Annotated in this window: 15 protein-coding genes; 5 read left to right on the top strand and 10 right to left on the bottom strand. The window is 38.5% G+C overall.

All coding sequences use genetic code 11. The annotated features are described in order from the left end of the window. Positions 1–114: 114 nt before the first annotated feature. Positions 115–1,632 (bottom strand): ABC transporter permease/substrate-binding protein, encoded by a 1,518-nt coding sequence (locus IGJ90_RS02230; RefSeq protein ID WP_002366154.1) that lies wholly within the window; start codon positions 1,630–1,632, stop codon positions 115–117. Next, positions 1,633–2,586 carry an ABC transporter ATP-binding protein gene (locus tag IGJ90_RS02225; RefSeq protein ID WP_002366153.1) on the bottom strand — a complete coding sequence of 318 codons (954 nt, stop codon included), beginning with the start codon at positions 2,584–2,586 and terminating at the stop codon, positions 1,633–1,635. A 235-nt stretch (positions 2,587–2,821) separates the two neighbouring features. Between IGJ90_RS02225 and IGJ90_RS02220 the strand changes: the two genes are divergently transcribed. Next, complete coding sequence (locus tag IGJ90_RS02220) at positions 2,822–3,841, top strand: acyltransferase family protein (RefSeq protein WP_163326381.1); 1,020 nt, start codon at positions 2,822–2,824, stop codon at positions 3,839–3,841. A gap of 182 nt (positions 3,842–4,023) precedes the next feature. Here the strand turns inward: IGJ90_RS02220 and IGJ90_RS02215 are convergent, their stop codons facing one another. The 4 genes from IGJ90_RS02215 to IGJ90_RS02200 form a co-directional block, all read right to left on the bottom strand. Further along, positions 4,024–4,257, bottom strand: a complete 234-nt coding sequence (locus IGJ90_RS02215) for a hypothetical protein (protein ID WP_002355504.1) — start codon at positions 4,255–4,257, stop codon at positions 4,024–4,026. A gap of 143 nt (positions 4,258–4,400) precedes the next feature. Further along, complete coding sequence (gene pepV / locus IGJ90_RS02210) at positions 4,401–5,816, bottom strand: dipeptidase PepV (protein WP_002366150.1); 1,416 nt, start codon at positions 5,814–5,816, stop codon at positions 4,401–4,403. A gap of 133 nt (positions 5,817–5,949) precedes the next feature. Then, positions 5,950–6,684, bottom strand: a complete 735-nt coding sequence (locus IGJ90_RS02205; protein WP_002366148.1) for a pseudouridine synthase — start codon at positions 6,682–6,684, stop codon at positions 5,950–5,952. A 108-nt stretch (positions 6,685–6,792) separates the two neighbouring features. Beyond that, complete coding sequence (locus tag IGJ90_RS02200) at positions 6,793–8,442, bottom strand: putative polysaccharide biosynthesis protein (protein WP_002364837.1); 1,650 nt, start codon at positions 8,440–8,442, stop codon at positions 6,793–6,795. A 203-nt stretch (positions 8,443–8,645) separates the two neighbouring features. On the opposite strand from IGJ90_RS02200, the gene IGJ90_RS02195 reads away from it, so the two are divergent. Next, a complete protein-coding gene (locus tag IGJ90_RS02195; RefSeq protein ID WP_002366147.1) occupies positions 8,646–10,172 on the top strand; it encodes a UDP-N-acetylmuramoyl-L-alanyl-D-glutamate--L-lysine ligase in 1,527 nt (508 codons plus the stop codon). 66 nt (positions 10,173–10,238) lie between these two features. Here the strand turns inward: IGJ90_RS02195 and IGJ90_RS02190 are convergent, their stop codons facing one another. Next, positions 10,239–10,811 (bottom strand): alpha/beta hydrolase, encoded by a 573-nt coding sequence (locus IGJ90_RS02190; RefSeq protein WP_002358653.1) that lies wholly within the window; start codon positions 10,809–10,811, stop codon positions 10,239–10,241. 30 nt (positions 10,812–10,841) lie between these two features. On the opposite strand from IGJ90_RS02190, the gene IGJ90_RS02185 reads away from it, so the two are divergent. Together IGJ90_RS02185 and IGJ90_RS02180 are read left to right on the top strand one after the other, a co-directional pair. Next, positions 10,842–11,816: a ring-cleaving dioxygenase gene (locus IGJ90_RS02185; protein ID WP_104659700.1), complete on the top strand. Its 975-nt coding sequence runs from the start codon at positions 10,842–10,844 to the stop codon at positions 11,814–11,816. Positions 11,817–11,928: 112 nt separating this feature from the next. Continuing rightward, positions 11,929–12,102, top strand: coding sequence for a hypothetical protein (locus IGJ90_RS02180; RefSeq protein WP_002355495.1), 174 nt, complete (start codon positions 11,929–11,931; stop codon positions 12,100–12,102). Between the two features lie 75 nt (positions 12,103–12,177). On the opposite strand, the gene IGJ90_RS02175 is transcribed toward IGJ90_RS02180, so the two are convergent. The 3 genes from IGJ90_RS02175 to IGJ90_RS02165 form a co-directional block, all read right to left on the bottom strand. Next, complete coding sequence (locus tag IGJ90_RS02175) at positions 12,178–12,648, bottom strand: C-GCAxxG-C-C family protein (protein ID WP_002384891.1); 471 nt, start codon at positions 12,646–12,648, stop codon at positions 12,178–12,180. A 52-nt stretch (positions 12,649–12,700) separates the two neighbouring features. Further along, complete coding sequence (locus tag IGJ90_RS02170) at positions 12,701–13,429, bottom strand: YebC/PmpR family DNA-binding transcriptional regulator (RefSeq protein WP_002361233.1); 729 nt, start codon at positions 13,427–13,429, stop codon at positions 12,701–12,703. 130 nt (positions 13,430–13,559) lie between these two features. Continuing rightward, the gene (locus tag IGJ90_RS02165) at positions 13,560–14,069 is read right to left on the bottom strand and encodes a VanZ family protein (protein WP_002366143.1); all 510 of its coding nucleotides are present in this window, start codon (positions 14,067–14,069) and stop codon (positions 13,560–13,562) included. 127 nt (positions 14,070–14,196) lie between these two features. Here IGJ90_RS02165 and IGJ90_RS02160 point away from each other — a divergent pair, with 127 nt between their 5' ends. After that, complete coding sequence (locus IGJ90_RS02160; protein ID WP_002382957.1) at positions 14,197–16,023, top strand: M3 family oligoendopeptidase; 1,827 nt, start codon at positions 14,197–14,199, stop codon at positions 16,021–16,023. Positions 16,024–16,041 lie beyond the last annotated feature (18 nt).

Below are 16,041 nucleotides of genomic sequence, written 5' to 3'. Positions count from 1 at the left end.
TTTATTATATCCAAAAATGAGTAAAAATACAGGTACTTTTCACATTAAACTCTTTATTTATCTGAAAAAGACTGAATAAATGTTTATATACCAGTCTTTTTCAGTAAAAAATACTTATTTAAGAAGATTCTTTTCTTTTAAATAGTCTTTCGCCACTATGCTAGGATCTTGCCCCTCCACATTGACTTGATAATTCATTTCACTCATTTCTTCTTCGCTAATTTTTCCTGCCAATTTATTCAATATTTCTGCTAATTCTGGATATTTTTCCAACGTTGCTGTTTTAATAAGTGGTGCTCCTTGATAAGGCGGAAATAGTGCTTGATCATCTTCTAACGTTACTAAATCGTATTGTTTCAATTCACTATCCGTTGAATAGGCATCAATCACATTTACCTCACCATTATTAATCGCTTGATAGCGTAATGCCGGTTCCATCGATTGGACATTCAGATTTAAATGATATTTTTCTTGTAATCCCTTATAACCATCTTGCCGATCAATAAATTCTAACGTAAAACCTGCTTTCAACTGATTGCTAATTTTCTGTAAATCACTAATCGTTTTTAATTGATGCGCTTTTGCAAATGAGCGCTTAACTGCGACGGCATACGTATTTTCATAGCGCATCGGTTTCAGCAAAGTAAGGTTTTCTTGTTTTTTCAAGCCAGCGCGTGCCGCTTCATAGACTACTTGAGGTTGATTGTCTAGCTGAGGAGGATTTTTTAAAAAGGTTTCGATCACTGTTCCTGTAAATTCCGGATAAAGATCGATTTCATCTGATTTCAAGGCATTATATAAAAAAGTAGTCTTGCCAAAGTTTGGCTTTAACGTCACCTGAATGTCGCTATTTTCTTCAATTAAGGCTTTATACATATTAATAATAATATCTGGTTCCGCTCCTAATTTGCCAGCAATTGTCAGCTGTTTTTCCTTTGAAGAAGTTTGTTGATTCCAGAAAAATGAACCACCTAACAAAAGGCCTAAAATAGTACCGCCAATGATTAGTCGCCGCCCATTCGCTTTTTCCAACCAATGAATTCCATAATTAAATAAGACTGCTAGTGCAGCTGATGAAAGAGCTCCAATAAAAATCAACGATAAATTATTTCGATCAATTCCTAATAAAATGAAGGTCCCTAAACCACCTGCTCCAATTAACGCCGCCAACGTGGCCGTACCAATAATTAAAACGGTAGCCGTTCGAATCCCAGAAATAATAAATGGTAACGCCAGTTGTAACTCAAACTTAAACAATTTTTCTTTTTTACTCATACCAAATGCTTCTGCGGCTTCTTCTAACGAAGGATCAATTTCCGTCAAACCAGTATAGGTGTTTTGTAAAATTGGGAATAAGGCATAAATCACTAGCGCAACAATTGCCGGTGGTCGACCAATACCAATTAACGGAATCAATAAGCCTAGCAAAGCTAAAGAAGGGATTGTTTGGAAAATCCCAGTCACTTGTAACAGACTTTCCGCTAACTTGCGATGACTCGTTAAATAAATGGCTAAAGGAATTGCAATCAACGCAGCGAATAATAACGAAATAAAGGACAATTGCATATGCTCGATTAACGCTTGCAGATATTCTTCTTTTCGAGCGAAAAAAGTTTCAATCAGTGCTTGCATCTACTGTTCCTCGCTTTCCAACAGCTGTTCCATAAAACGAGTAATCGTTTTTGAGGTGATACACCCTAAAACTTGTTGTTTTTCTACTAAATTTGCTTTCTCTTGCGCATTAATGAGTTGGACAATCTCTTTTAAATTGGTTTCCATGAAAACAGTCGGCACTGGCTCAATCGTCTCATCTGCGGCTTCTAAAAATGCAGTCAAGTCAGCGCCACAATAGTTCGCTAGTTCTGGCGAAGATTGTTTAAAAAATTGACCGACAAAATTATTTTTCGGATGTTTTTGAATGGCTTCTGGCGTATCAACTTGAATAATTTTACCAGCGTCCATAATACAGATGCGCTCTCCTAACAGTAAAGCTTCAGTCATATCATGGGTCACAAAAACAATGGTACTCGCTAATTCCTGATGAAGTTCTTTCACCAAACGTTGAAGATGATGTCTTGAAATCGGATCTAGCGCGCTAAAAGGTTCATCCATTAAAATCACTTCTGGTTCGGCTGCAATGGCGCGTAAAATCCCGATACGTTGTTGTTCGCCTCCTGAAAGCGCTGCTGGCTTACGATGCAGATATTCCTCAGGATCCAGCTGAACTTTTTTCAATAGTTCAATGGTTCGCTCTCTGCGTTGCTCTTTGGGCCATTTTTTCATTTCAGGAATCAACTCAATATTTTCCGCCACGGTTAAGTTAGGAAATAAGGCAATTTGCTGAAGAACATAGCCAATTTTTAGTCGTAATTCACGTAAAGGATAATTGGTTACCGCTTGTTCATTGAGAGCCACTTCACCTGTCGTTGGCTCAATGAGCCGATTAATCATTTTCAAAGTCGTCGTTTTTCCACTACCACTCGGCCCTACTAATACAAAAAATTCGCCTTGTTGGATTGTTAAATTCACATCAGACAAAACGGCATTTTCTTGATATACTTTTGAAACATTTTGAAATTTTATCATTTATTTTCACCGCATCTTTCACTTCTTAATAAACAAAATCTTTGGAGGATCGTCACTCTTTCAGTATAATTTAAGACTAACATCCTGCCTAATTTTTTGTTTTAAGCGCAAGTATGTGGGGCTCATTTAACGGCTGCCGGTTCGTATCTACAATTATCTACTCAATGAATGGAAAAATTGTCCTCTTCTGCCTTAAACAAAAGTGAACTGTTTTCTACTAAAAGGAGTGATCGTTATGGAAAACGACAAGCGAATTTATAAATGGGACAACGTGAAACTTTTTTTAATTTTCTTAGTGATTTTTGGGCATATTTTAGATCGTGAAGCTTCTCCTTCACGACTCATGGAAACAATCAACTTTTGGATCTATTCATTCCATATGCCAGCCTTTATTTTTGTCTCTGGACTCTTTAGTAAACATGCAATTAAACAACGAAAATATCTACGCTTACTTTCCTTTGTTTGGCTTTATCTCTTAGCGAAGTTGTTGATTACGCTTGCTAATTTCGCCTTTGCAAATAAAATGAATTTTGATTTACTGAACGAAACAGGCGTTCCTTGGTACTTACTTTCCTTAGCAAGTTTCTACTTAATTACCATCTTTCTTCAGCGCGTTCAGCCGAAAATCATGTTGCCCATCATCATTGTTATCGGCTGCGCCTCAGGCTATTTGCCTGTGGAAGGTTTCTTGTCTTTAGGACGGACTCTGGGCTTCTTCCCTTTCTTCTATTGTGGCTACTTAATGGATATTCAAAAGCTACAAACCTTTTTAGATCATCACAAAGTCAAATGGGCAGCGATAGGCGTAATTTTAAGCTCCTTTTTATTTGTAAATAGTCAATGGTCATTGGCAACGAAATTTTGGGGCTTCTTAACTGGTTGGGCTTCCTACGCTGAAATTAGTCCGGCCTTTGAATACAGTAGTTTCATTCAGCTGTTCTTTTACGTTGCTGCAGCATTGGTGTCTCTTTCTTGGTTTGCATTATTGCCGAAACGAAAGTTACCTTTAAGCGCCCTCGGAAAAGATACCCTCTACCCTTATCTCTTGCATATGCCCTTAATTATTCTGTTGGAAAGTGGTTTGCAATTAGACACACTCTTTAAAGAATGGTTTACTTTCCGAATCCTGGCACTTTTCTTCTTAGCCCTCTTCATTTTAGCTATTACGAATATGCCTGTGGTGAAATGGGGAGCGGATTATCTTTTTAATCCAATTGCATATGTGTTGCCAAAACAATGGTTAAAAGTTAAATAAAAAAAGAAGAGCGTGGGACAAAAATCACTTTGGATTTTTGCTCCACGCTCAAAAACTGTTAAACGGCGAGAGTTGCAATGTTTCACTGTGAAGCATGAACAGATGAAATCATCGTACCTACTTGGTTCTTGGAGCTAAACACTTTTGTCTCAGCCTCCACTTTTATCTCAGATTTTTTCCAACTATTGAAACAATCCTTTAATTTTATCAAACAAACCATCGGTCGTTGTATCAGCTAACATCGCTGTAATTTTATGATAGTGTTCGCCTAATTCATCTTTATGTTCTTCAATGAATTGTTGCGCATGTTCCACGTTGCCTTCTCCAATTAAATCTTTTGCTTTTTGAACTAATTCTTCTACGTTCATCTTCACACGTCCTTTGATTAAATAGTTAACAATAAGTGTTTCACTCATTGCGTTTTCTCCTATTTATCGTATCGTGGGATCCTTTGATTTGCAAGAAATTTTCAGTAAATTGACGGTTCTGATTTTGGGTTTTTAAAAGGCAAAAATTGCAAAAAAAGCTGTTTTCGAAAATCGAAAACAGCTTTTTTACTTTACTTCGCTAAACGATAAATCGCATCTGCATAAATAGCAGCTGCTCGGAATAAGTCATCTAATTCCATAAATTCGTTGGCTTGGTGCATTGTGTCTGTGTAGCCAGGGAACATTGCGCCATAGGCAACACCACGTTTTAATAAGCGGCCATAAGTACCGCCACCAATGATTTGTTCTTGGCCTTTTTCGCCTGTATGGTCTTCGTAAACTTGTAGTAACGTTGCCACCAATGGATCATCAACTGGTACATAATGCGGTTCTTGGTTGCGATCTCCTTGTGTTGCAGTGACCGTTTCACCGACTGTTGCTTGAACTTTTGTTTGTAATTCTTCTGCTGAAGTTCCTTTTGGATAGCGGAAGTTTAATGTTACTAAGCTATTTTCAGGATTTTCTGGATCAAAGTTAACAATCCCAGCGTTCATTGTCAATTTACCCATTTTTTCGTCTTCAAAAGCCACGCCTAATTTTTCGCCATAAAAATCTTCATGGATAAATTCAGCAATGGTATTAATAAAGCTGTATGCGCCTTCTGCAAAGCTGTAATCATTTAAGAAAGTTGCCAAGAAAGTCGCTGCGTTAATTCCAGATTGTGGGCTAGCACCGTGAGCACCTTTACCAACTACATGGAAAGTCACTGTTTTATCTGAAAGTTCTGCGTTACCTGAAATTTTTGCTTCTTGTTTGATGAATGTTTCAAAGCTAGCAGCTAGTGAAGCCGCTTCGTCTGCTGAAGCAGCCGTTACAACAGCATCTGCTGTTCCCGGAACCATGTTTTCACGTAAGCCAGATTTGAAGCTTTCTAATTTATAATCAGCGCCGTTACCGCCTCGGAAAGTTAAACGAATAGTCACATTTCCTTTTTCCCCATTAATAATTGGGAACTCAGCATCTGGTGAGAAACCAAAGTCTGGCGCTTCTTCATGTTGGAAATAGTAATCCATATCGCCCCAGCCGCTTTCTTCGTCACTTCCTACTACGAAACGAATTTTTTTAGACACGGGTAAGCCTAATTCTTTGATAATTTTCATTGCGTAATAAGCAGCCATACTTGGGCCTTTATCATCGCTCGCGCCACGTGCATAAATTTTGCCATCTTTAATGACTGGTTCATAAGGATCTGTTTCCCAACCATCACCAGCAGGAACAACGTCCATATGACCAAAAATTCCTAATGTTTCGTCGCCTTCGCCATATTCAATATGTCCAGCGTAATTGTCGACATTTTTCACCGTAAAGCCATCACGTTCACCATACGCTAACATGTGTTTTAAGCCAGCAACTGGTCCAGGTCCAAAGGGCGCTTCAGGTGTTGCTTGTGCATCATCACGTTCACTGTTGATCCGTAATAAGTTTTGTAAATCTTCTAATAAGTCGTCTTTACGTGCTTCGACTTCTTTTGTCCAATCAATTGTCATTTGTTGTCACTCCTATTCATAAAGTTCTACATAGTCAATCATACCATTTTATGCAGAAAAAGAAAGAAACCCGACACTATTTTTCGAGAAAATTTTTATCTTTTCCGCAGAAAGGGCTGGGTTTTTGTTTATTTTAATTGAGGTATGATTGTTTAGGTTGTAGTTGTTGTAATTCGGCTTCTGTTAAGGGCCGATATTCCCCTAGTTCTAACGTTTCATCTAACCATAGTTCGCCCATTCGTAATCGTTTTAAATACGTCACAGGTTTGCCTACAGTGGCTAACATCCGTTTGACTTGATGGAATTTTCCCTCTTGAATCACTAAACGGACTACGGAAGTCCCTTCTTCCTCATTGATCGTCTCAATGACTAAGCGACTTGGTTTAACCATTTCTCCATCTTTCAAGGCAAATCCTTGCGCAAACAGTTGACAATCTTCCGCTGTCACAAGTCCCTCAACTTCAGCTAAATATTCTTTATCCACATGCTTTTTGGGTGATAATAATTGATGCGCTAACTGGCCATCATTTGTTAACAGAAGCAAACCTTCGGTATCTTTATCCAAGCGACCAACTGGGAACAAGTCGACACGGTAATCCTGATCAGTTAACAAGTCAATTACCGTTTCATCTCGCTGATCTTCTGTCGCAGAAATGACACCTTGTGGTTTATGCAACATGTAATAAAAGAATTTCTGATACGTAAGAATTTCTCCCATCAAGGCAATTTGATCTGTTTCTTCGTTTACTTGTGTTTTGGCTTCTTTTACGACGTCACCATTCACCGTAACGACTTTTTTCTTTAACAATTGTTTGATTTCTTTACGACTACCGATACCAACATCGGCTAAAAATTTATCTAAACGCATCGTCATTCCTCTTTCCTTTAAAAAAATAGCTTGGGACATAAATCGAATCGATCGATGTCTCAAGCCTTGTCTCTTAAGAGAATCTGCTGAAAGGAGTTCAATCAGCTATTATTTAATATTGAATTTTGCACGTAATTTTGCGGCATTTTTCCCTAATAAACGATCAGCTAAGCGAATCTTCAAGACCGAATAGCCATAAAAAGCGCCTCCTGCAGCAGCCACAATTACAACGATAATGAAGGCTTGGAAACGTCTAGTTGGATCTAAAAATAGATACAAGAACTGACGGAAAATCAAAGCGATAATCATCATGATGACTGTAATACAGAACATTAACAATGTTCGCCGTAAGGTTAATTTGTAATTAAAACGTGTCACTTGACGAATTCTTCTTAGAATCAATACGCAAGAAACCGTAAAGCCAATCATCGTTGCTAATAACGGACCGTAAACTTCAAATAAACGGATTGCGGGGAATTGCACGATTAATTTCACAGCTAAACCAATTCCTAAATAACGCATTGCGTCACGATTTTCATACATCCCCATCAACATATTTGACACTAACATATACAAGCCCAAGAATAAACTAGCGTAACAAGCTTGCACTAATAAAGAAGTGCCTAAAGCATCTGGCATGTAAAAAACAGTGTATAGTGGTTGCGCTAAAACAATCATACCGAACGTTGCTGGCAACATTACAAACACAAAAAGTTGTAAATTATTACTAATCAAACGCGCTAACTCACGGTGATTTTTTAAGGTGACCGCTTCTGTAATCAACGGTAATCCAGTAGCCGAAATCGAAGTCGCTAAAGCCACGACAATCATGGTTAATTTGTCCGGATTGGCATTAAAAATACCGAAAAGCTCTCGTAATTGGGTATCTGAATAATCCGTAAACAAACGCATAAAGTTTGAGAAAGTAAACTGATCGACAAGTTTAAAGACCGTCACCCCTGAGCCAACTACGATAAAAGGAATCGCCTCTTTAAAAGTTTCAATCAATAACTCTTTTGGAGCAATTTCATGTTCATTGGCGCTGTGTTCTTCTAAATAATCAAATAATGGTTTTTGTTTGTACATGTAATAACCTAAAACCGCAAAACTTGCGAGCATCCCAATAAATGCCGCAAAAGTGGCTTGAGTCACCGCTGTAACGTAATTACCTTCAAAGACTTTCATGATAATAAAAGCGGTTAATAACATGTAAAAAACTCGTGCTACTTGTTCAACAATTTGTGATAAAGCAAAGGGCATCATTTCTTGATTTCCTTGGAAATAACCGCGAATGACACTCATGCTTGGGAAAACTAAAACGGCTAAACTTAATGAACGCATCGTTGGAACTAATTCAGGTCCTCCGCCAGACAAAGCTGCTAATGCCGGAGATGCCAAATACATCACAATAGCAAAAACCACACCTAAGCCACCCATTAGTTGTAAGGCACGATAAAAAAGCTGTCGACTAATTTTATATTCGTTCAATGAATTATAATGCGAGGTCTGCTTGGCAATCGCACCTGGAATTCCGGCGGTAGAGATCATTAGGAATAAGGCATAAATCGTATACCCCATTGAAAACAAACTGTTCGCTTCGTTTCCGTGCTCGCCCATCCAAGCGTACCAGGGGATGATGTAAATCGCCCCTAACATGCGGGAGATAATATTACTAGCTGTCATCCAAGCTGAGCCTTTGACCATTTTTTCTTGGTTCGTCAGGATTGGTTGATCAACTGAATTTGGTTGATTGATCATTTTGTCCTCCAATATTCTTTGAGTATGCTTTCTTTATTTTAATTGTTCATCTTGGGATATGCAACGACTTTCTCGAAGAATTATCCTATTTTAACATTTCTCATGGATTTTCTCACGCTAACGAGATGTTTTTTTTAAAAGAAAAATAATGCTATAATGACATCAGTTTTGAAATTTCGTTGAAACGTTTGGAGGCAAAAAAAGTGACGATTTCATTATTCGCAATTCGCGATTGCTTAGAAAAAGAAGATTTATTAAAAGAATTTATTTCACCAGAAGGCTGGCACTTGACTCTTTCCGACACGTTAGGTCAACGAGAAGTAACGGCTCTTTCTTACGATTCGAGAGACGTAACAGCAGAAACACTCTTTTTTTGTAAAGGATTAAACTTTAAAGAAATCTATTTAGAAAATGCTGTAAAAGACGGCCTAGAAATCTATGTTTCTGAGGTGCCTTATGAGGTTCCGGCGCAACTAGGAATTATCGTAACTGACATTAAAAAAGCAATGGCTGTGTTAAGCATGGCTTTTTATGATTATCCACAAAATAAATTAAAACTGATTGGCTTTACTGGAACCAAAGGTAAAACAACAGCGGCTTATTTCACCAAATATATTTTAGATGTTGCTACACAACAAAAAACAGCCTTGCTTTCTACCATGAATTCGACATTAGATGGCAAAACATTCTTTAAATCTGCATTGACTACACCCGAATCTTTGGACTTGTATCGAATGATGGCAACCGCTGTTGCTAACGGGATGACTCATTTTATTATGGAAGTTTCTTCCCAAGCCTACAAAACTAATCGTGTCTACAAGCTGTTTTTTGATGTCGGCATTTTTTTAAACATTACCCCCGACCATATCAGTCCAATTGAACATCCAACCTTTGACGATTACTTTTATTGCAAACGTCAATTGATTACACATTCTAAAGTCATTGTGTTGAATCACGAAGCTGATTATTTTCCATTACTTAAAGAAACTGCACAACAGCAAAAAGTCCCAGCCATTGTCTATGGCAGTCAGCCGGCTCCAGAAGTAGACTATTCATTCGCTGTTTCTTCAGAGGATTCCTTACGTTTTATCGTTGAAAGTCCTGCAGATGCGTTAGGATTGGCCGGCTCTTATCACCTTCGTTTAGGTGGTGATTTTAACAAAGGTAATGCGTTAAGTGCGGCGATTGCCAGTGTCCTTGTGGGAGCTTCAAAAGAAGAGTGTCAACAAGGGATCGCAGCAACCACCGTCCCTGGCCGGATGGAATCTTTAACGAATACCAACGGTGCAACCGTCTATGTTGATTACGCTCATAACTATGACAGTTTGAAGAATCTTTTAACCTTTGTCCGTGAAGAACATCCTGACGGCCGCTTAATTGTTCTTGTTGGTAGCACGGGAGACAAAGCGATTTCTCGCCGCAAAGACTTTGGTAGGGTTCTTTCTGAATTGGCTGATGTTGCAGTCCTAACAACCGATGACCCAGCCAGTGAAGATCCAGCAAAAATTTGCCAAGAAATTCAAGCCCATATTACCAAAGAAATGCCTGTTTACACCGTTTTAGATCGTGGCGAAGCAATTGCTCACGCATTGTCTTTAAGCACAACGGCTGATGATGCGATTGTCTTAGCTGGTAAAGGCGCCGACCTTTATCAAAAAGTAAACGGCATAGATGAACCTTACGCAGGAGACTTTGCCCTTGCGGAAGCTTTCATTAATAAAAAGAACTAAATCATTTAAACACACATGAAAAAAACAAGCTGCAACCACTTATCAACAAAGGTTGCAGCTTGTTTTTTAAAGAACTTCTTTTATTTTCGTTACTTCTTCTTCCGATAAGCCATGACCGCCATCCACTAGTAAAAAGTCGACTGGGAAATGTTTCTTTAATTGATTAGCTAAAGAAAGAACTTGTCCCGGAATACTCAACTCATCCTGAGCCCCTGTTGTGACAATCACTTTTGTCGCAAACTCACCAGATACATATTGATAGCCTAAATTGCTTGGATGCAGTAAAATAACAGTGTTAGCAATAGTCGGGTTCTTTTCTAACAGGCCTAAAATAAAATTGGCACCGTTAGAGTACCCTATAAAAATAACTTCATCGTATAACTTTTGCGGTTGCCAAACTTCTTCTAGAAACGCAGTCACTCGCTCATCAAAGTTAGCACGAGGTAAGGCTCCATTAACTAATGGCGCAAAAAAGCGTCGCTGTTCGCCTACACCTTCTGTCCCTAAGTAACTTAGAACACTCGCTTCTGGATAAAGGGTTGCGATGGTCGTTAATAATTGATATTCATTGCCACCAGTACCATGGAAAGCGACAACTAATTGATTAGGTTTCGACCCTTTTTGAAAAAATTGTTTCATTTAATAAACCTCCAAGAAAGGAATTTTACTATGTATGCACAAATTCATCACATCTCTATTTTAAATCGATTGATAAAGCCTACATTTGACTTCTATCATAATACACTGGGATTAAAATTACTAATGAAAACGATCAACCAAGATGACCACACCATGTATCACTTGTTTTTCTCAGATAATGAGCAACGAACAGGTACCGAATTAACTTTTTTTGAATTGAATGATGGCCAAGATCAATCCTTTGGGACAAATACAATTGAACGAACTATTTTAAAAGTACCAACGCGCGCCTCTTTGGATTTTTGGGCAGAACGTCTTGAGCAAGCGGGTATCTGCCACTATGGTGTGGAAACATTTAACCAACACCCAATTTTGCGTTTTGAAGCGCCCGATAATACGCAAATGGCGCTTGTTCCGTTACGTGAATTTGAAAATGCGGAAGATTATTTTCCAGCTGAGCATGCTGAAATTCCAGTAGAACATGCAATTTTAGGCATTGATGCAATTCAATTACGCGTCCAATATGCCGCAGCTACCAAACAACCTTTAGTGGATTATTTACATTGGCATGAAAAAGAAACAGTACCTTTTTTTGAAACTGCACATGAAGTAACCGTTCTGGAAAATCATCATCCACAGTTTTATCAAGAGGTTCATATCATTGATGACCGTACCAATCCGCTTGCCATTGAAGGAATTGGTGGCGTTCATCACGTCGCCTTTGGGGTGGAAGATACGCAAGAATTAACGCAAGTTGATAGCCTGTTAGAGGAAAAGAATTTTACAAACTCAGGAATTAAAGACCGCGAATTTTTCAAATCATTGTATTTTAGAGAACCGAACCACTTGTTATTTGAAGTAGCCACACAAAAAGGCCTGCTAGATGCCGAAGCCTATGAAAATCAAAGCTCAAACTTTGATGAAATCCCCCTTTATTTGCCTCACTTTTTGGCAGATCAAAGAGAACGAATCGAAGTGATTTTAGCACAACAACGCCATGAGTAAACAAAAATAGCGGTTAGGACCGCTATTTTTGTTTTTTAATATCCTATTATTGCCCTTTTTTGAAAAAAAGGAGTACACTAATAGTAGATGAACTGCGCAAGGAGGTGAGTACATGTTATCTAAGGAAGAAGTTCTACACTTATTGAACGAAGCAAAAAAAGAAGTCGATCGTTTAGAAACAAACCGCCAAGAAGATTTAGGTAATTCAATCAACTATATTGAAAATGAATTACAGCTCCAACGTGTCTTATCTCAAGTGGAAGCTTATGAAAAAGTACTTGGTTAATTGATTACGCATTAAATGAGAGAGGAGCAACCAGATTCAGGTGAATGAATCTGGTTGCTCCTCTCTCATTTTTTACTAGACTAATTCGTAAGCAAGTTCTCGTGCAATAATTTTTGCGGTTGTTTCAGCGATTTCTCCAGTAAAGCCAATGCATTGTTCCATATGCTCAGGTGAACCCATCGTCATTTTACTTGTCAAAATACTGCAGCAAACCACTCGATGCTTTTGTCGAAAACTTTGATGCAATTCGTTGGCTAAAGCCATCGTTTTATTTACTTGTTCTCCTTTGGCTTCTGTCCGACCAAAAAAGTAGCCCAGACACATAACCCCGCCTGAAAGAGCACCACAAATACACTTCGCTCCTCCAACACCTACAGGAAACCCAGAAGCCATGGCCACAGCTTCAATGGGAATCTCCGCATCGAAGTGTTGCCGAATGGTCGCCACAATCGCTTCCGAGCAATAAAAATCACCGTTACGATAATAGGCTTCCGCTTCTTCCCTGATTGCTTGTAAACAAATTCTCTTTTTCAAAATGCCCTCCATTCTGTATCCGCTTTCATTTTATGAATAAAAGGACGCCAAGCATCCCTTTATTTTATAGATTTTCTGCAGAGGTAAATACTTCTGACACATCATCATCGTCTTCTAACTTGTCAACCAAGCGCTCTAATTGCGCTTTTTGTTCATCGTTCAAGGTTAGTAAGGTTTGCGGAACCATTGTTAATTCAGCTTGTGCTAATGAATAACCTGCTTGTTCTAAAGCATCGCGAACCGCTGTAAAATCTTCTGGTGCTGTGTAAATTTCAAATACTTCTGGTGATGTTTCTAAATCCTCGCCGCCTGCTTCCAAAACGACTTCTAGCATGTCGTCTTCCTCAATTGCATGATCTTCTCGCTTAATGACAATATAGCCTTTACGATCAAACATATAATTAACCGAACCCGTTTCACCTAAAGAGCCACCATTTCGAGTAAACGCGACGCGAACATTGGTGGCCGTTCGGTTGCGGTTATCTGTTAGTGCATGAACTAAAACTGCCACGCCACCTGGCCCGTATCCTTCATAAGTTACCTCGTCATAATGTTCCCCTTCACCAGCACTACTGGCTTTTTTTATGGCGCGAGCAATATTATCATTGGGCATATTGGCTGACTTAGCTTTATCGACTGCTAAACGTAAAGCAGGATTCATTGCGGGGTCAGGGCCACCTGCTTTTGCCGCCATATAGATTTCCCTTGAAACTTTTTGGAAAATTTTCCCACGTTTGGCATCTTGCGCATTTTTACGCCCTTGAATGTTGCTCCATTTGCTGTGTCCTGACATCCTTGATTCCTCCTGACTTTTCGTTACTATTCTCCTTTATTCTACTCTTCTTTTCAGTTAGGAACAAGCGCTACCAAAAAAAGACCCTCGCTTACCCACCGTTCTGACGAATAAACGAAGCTCTTCTAAATTAGCGTCTTCTTTTTTTATTTTTCTTCAAACCATGAACCACCAAACAAATAACGATGGCTGTCAAAGCACCCATGGCATCCAACATAACATCTTGAAAAAGAGGGGTCCTTCCGCCTGTGATCATTTGATGAAATTCATCTAAACCTGCATAGCCAGTAGCAGCTAGCCAGGAAACAACAGCTGTTAAAAACAGGCCTTTGATTCTTGGCACTAATCCAATGAACCAACTACCACCTAATAGAAAATACGTACCAAAATGGGCTCCCTTACGAATAAAAAATTCAACAAATTTACTATAACCACTAGCTTGAATGCTCACTTCACTGCCAGCATATTGAAAAGAAATATTTTTTAATTGTTCTTCAAAAGGATGACTGCTCAGAAGTTTATCTAAAAGACCAACTTGTGATTGCTGTTCATACGTCTGTGATGAACTGAAAAATAAAATGGCCATAATAACAAACGCAATGACTAAATATAAATTACTATCTTTCAAATAATTTTTCATATAATCCTCTTTTCTTGGTTTCAAGTTGCCCCGTGCCTGCCACGGAAAATTCTTTTTTATTATAGTCGGTTTCGAGGGAAAAAGAAACAACTTCTCTTAGGTCTTATGATATACTGAAAAGAAAAAAATGAAAGAAGGATTGGATATGACCTATTCTATTACATGGGATTTAGACAGTATTTTCCCCAATGGGAGCGAGTCCAAAGAACTTAGCCAACGAATGACTCAATTAACCGAACAAACAAAAGAGTATCATCAATTAATCACAGAATGGACACCAGAAAGTGCCCAAGGCAAAGAACAATTTGCTGAAATCTTAACGTTACAAGGGAAAATCTCAAATGGCTTTTCACAATGTAATAGTTTTTTAACTGCTTTAATATCTGCTAATACTAATGATACCAAGGCCAAAATTTTATCAGGCGATTTATACAATCTGTTGCCAGCGATTCAATTAGCTGAAACCATTTTTACTAAAAAAATCACCGAGATTTCAGCAGAACATTGGCAAGCCCTGTTAGCCGAAGAACCGTTTAAAACAATGGCTTTTCGCTTAAATGAATTACGCCGTGATGGAAAAAAACTGCTTTCCGAACAAGAAGAAAATATCATCAATACGCTTTCTCTAGATGGTTTAAATGCTTGGAGTACACATTACGATACGATTGTTGCTTCCATTGTGATTCCTTTTGAAGAAAAAGATGGCTCTGTGACAGAACTATCTGCAGGCCAAGCCTTTAACCGCATGATGGGAGATCCTGACAAAGAGGTTCGTCAACGTTTGTTTACAGCCTGGGAGAAAGCTTGGAGTAGCAAAGCTTCAATTTTAGCAGACACCCTAAATCACTTAGATGGGTTCCGTTTATCTGATTACAAATTGCATGGCACTACAGATTATTTAGAAAATCCCTTAAACTATAATCGAATGAGTCAAGAAACATTAACGGTTATGTGGGAAACCATCCAAAAAAATAAACAACCATTCGTCGACTTTCTAACGCGCAAAGCGCAATTATTCGGCAAAGAAAAAATGGATTGGCAAGACCAAGATGCACCAATTATTTTAGGTGATTTAGAAGAAAAAACGTATTCCTTTGATCAAGCCGCTGCCTTTATTTTAGAAAATTTCCGTAAATTCAGTCCGAAAATGGCTGATTTTGCCCAAATGGCTTTTGAAAAAAGTTGGATTGAAGCTGAAGATCGTCCAGGCAAACGTCCTGGGGGTTATTGTACAGAATTACCTGAAACACAAGAATCGCGGATTTTCATGACCTTTGGCAATTCAATCAACGAAGTAGCTACTTTAGCCCATGAATTAGGTCACGCTTTCCATAGTAGCGTGATGTGGGATTTACCTTCATTGAATCGAGAGTATGCCATGAACGTAGCAGAAACGGCTAGTACCTTTGCAGAATTGATTGTTGCTGACGCCACCTTAAAAGAGGCCAAATCAAACGTTGAAAAGATTAACCTTTTAGACACAAAAATGCAAAATGCCATTGCTATGTTTATGAACATTCATGCGCGTTTTATCTTTGAAAATAATTTTTATCAAGCGCGCCAAAAAGGTTTAGTAGCGGAAGAAGATATTACTGAATTAATGTTAGCGGCGCAAAAAGAAAGCTACAAAGATAGTCTTGGCAGTTATCATCCTCATTTCTGGGCGAGCAAATTGCACTTCTTTATTGATGATGTGCCTTTCTATAATTTCCCATATACTTTTGGCTATCTATTCAGCATGGGTATCTATGCGTATGCCAATCAACAAGGCAGCTCTTTTGAAGACCAATACATTGCGTTATTAAGAGACACTGCTTCGATGACAAGCGAAGAATTAGCGAAAAAACATTTAAATGTTGACTTAACAAAACCTGATTTCTGGCAAGCCGGCATTGATCAAGTCCTAAAAGATGTGGAACAATTCATGACTTTAACTGAAAACTATGTAAACTAAGCAAAAAGGAAGCAGTAA

This window comes from Enterococcus sp. AZ129 (genome assembly GCF_051714505.1).
In the GTDB taxonomy this organism is placed as follows: Bacteria; Bacillota; Bacilli; order Lactobacillales; family Enterococcaceae; genus Enterococcus; species Enterococcus faecalis.
Note: the sequence above shows the minus strand (reverse complement) of the source record. Positions and strands in the feature narration are given on the sequence as shown.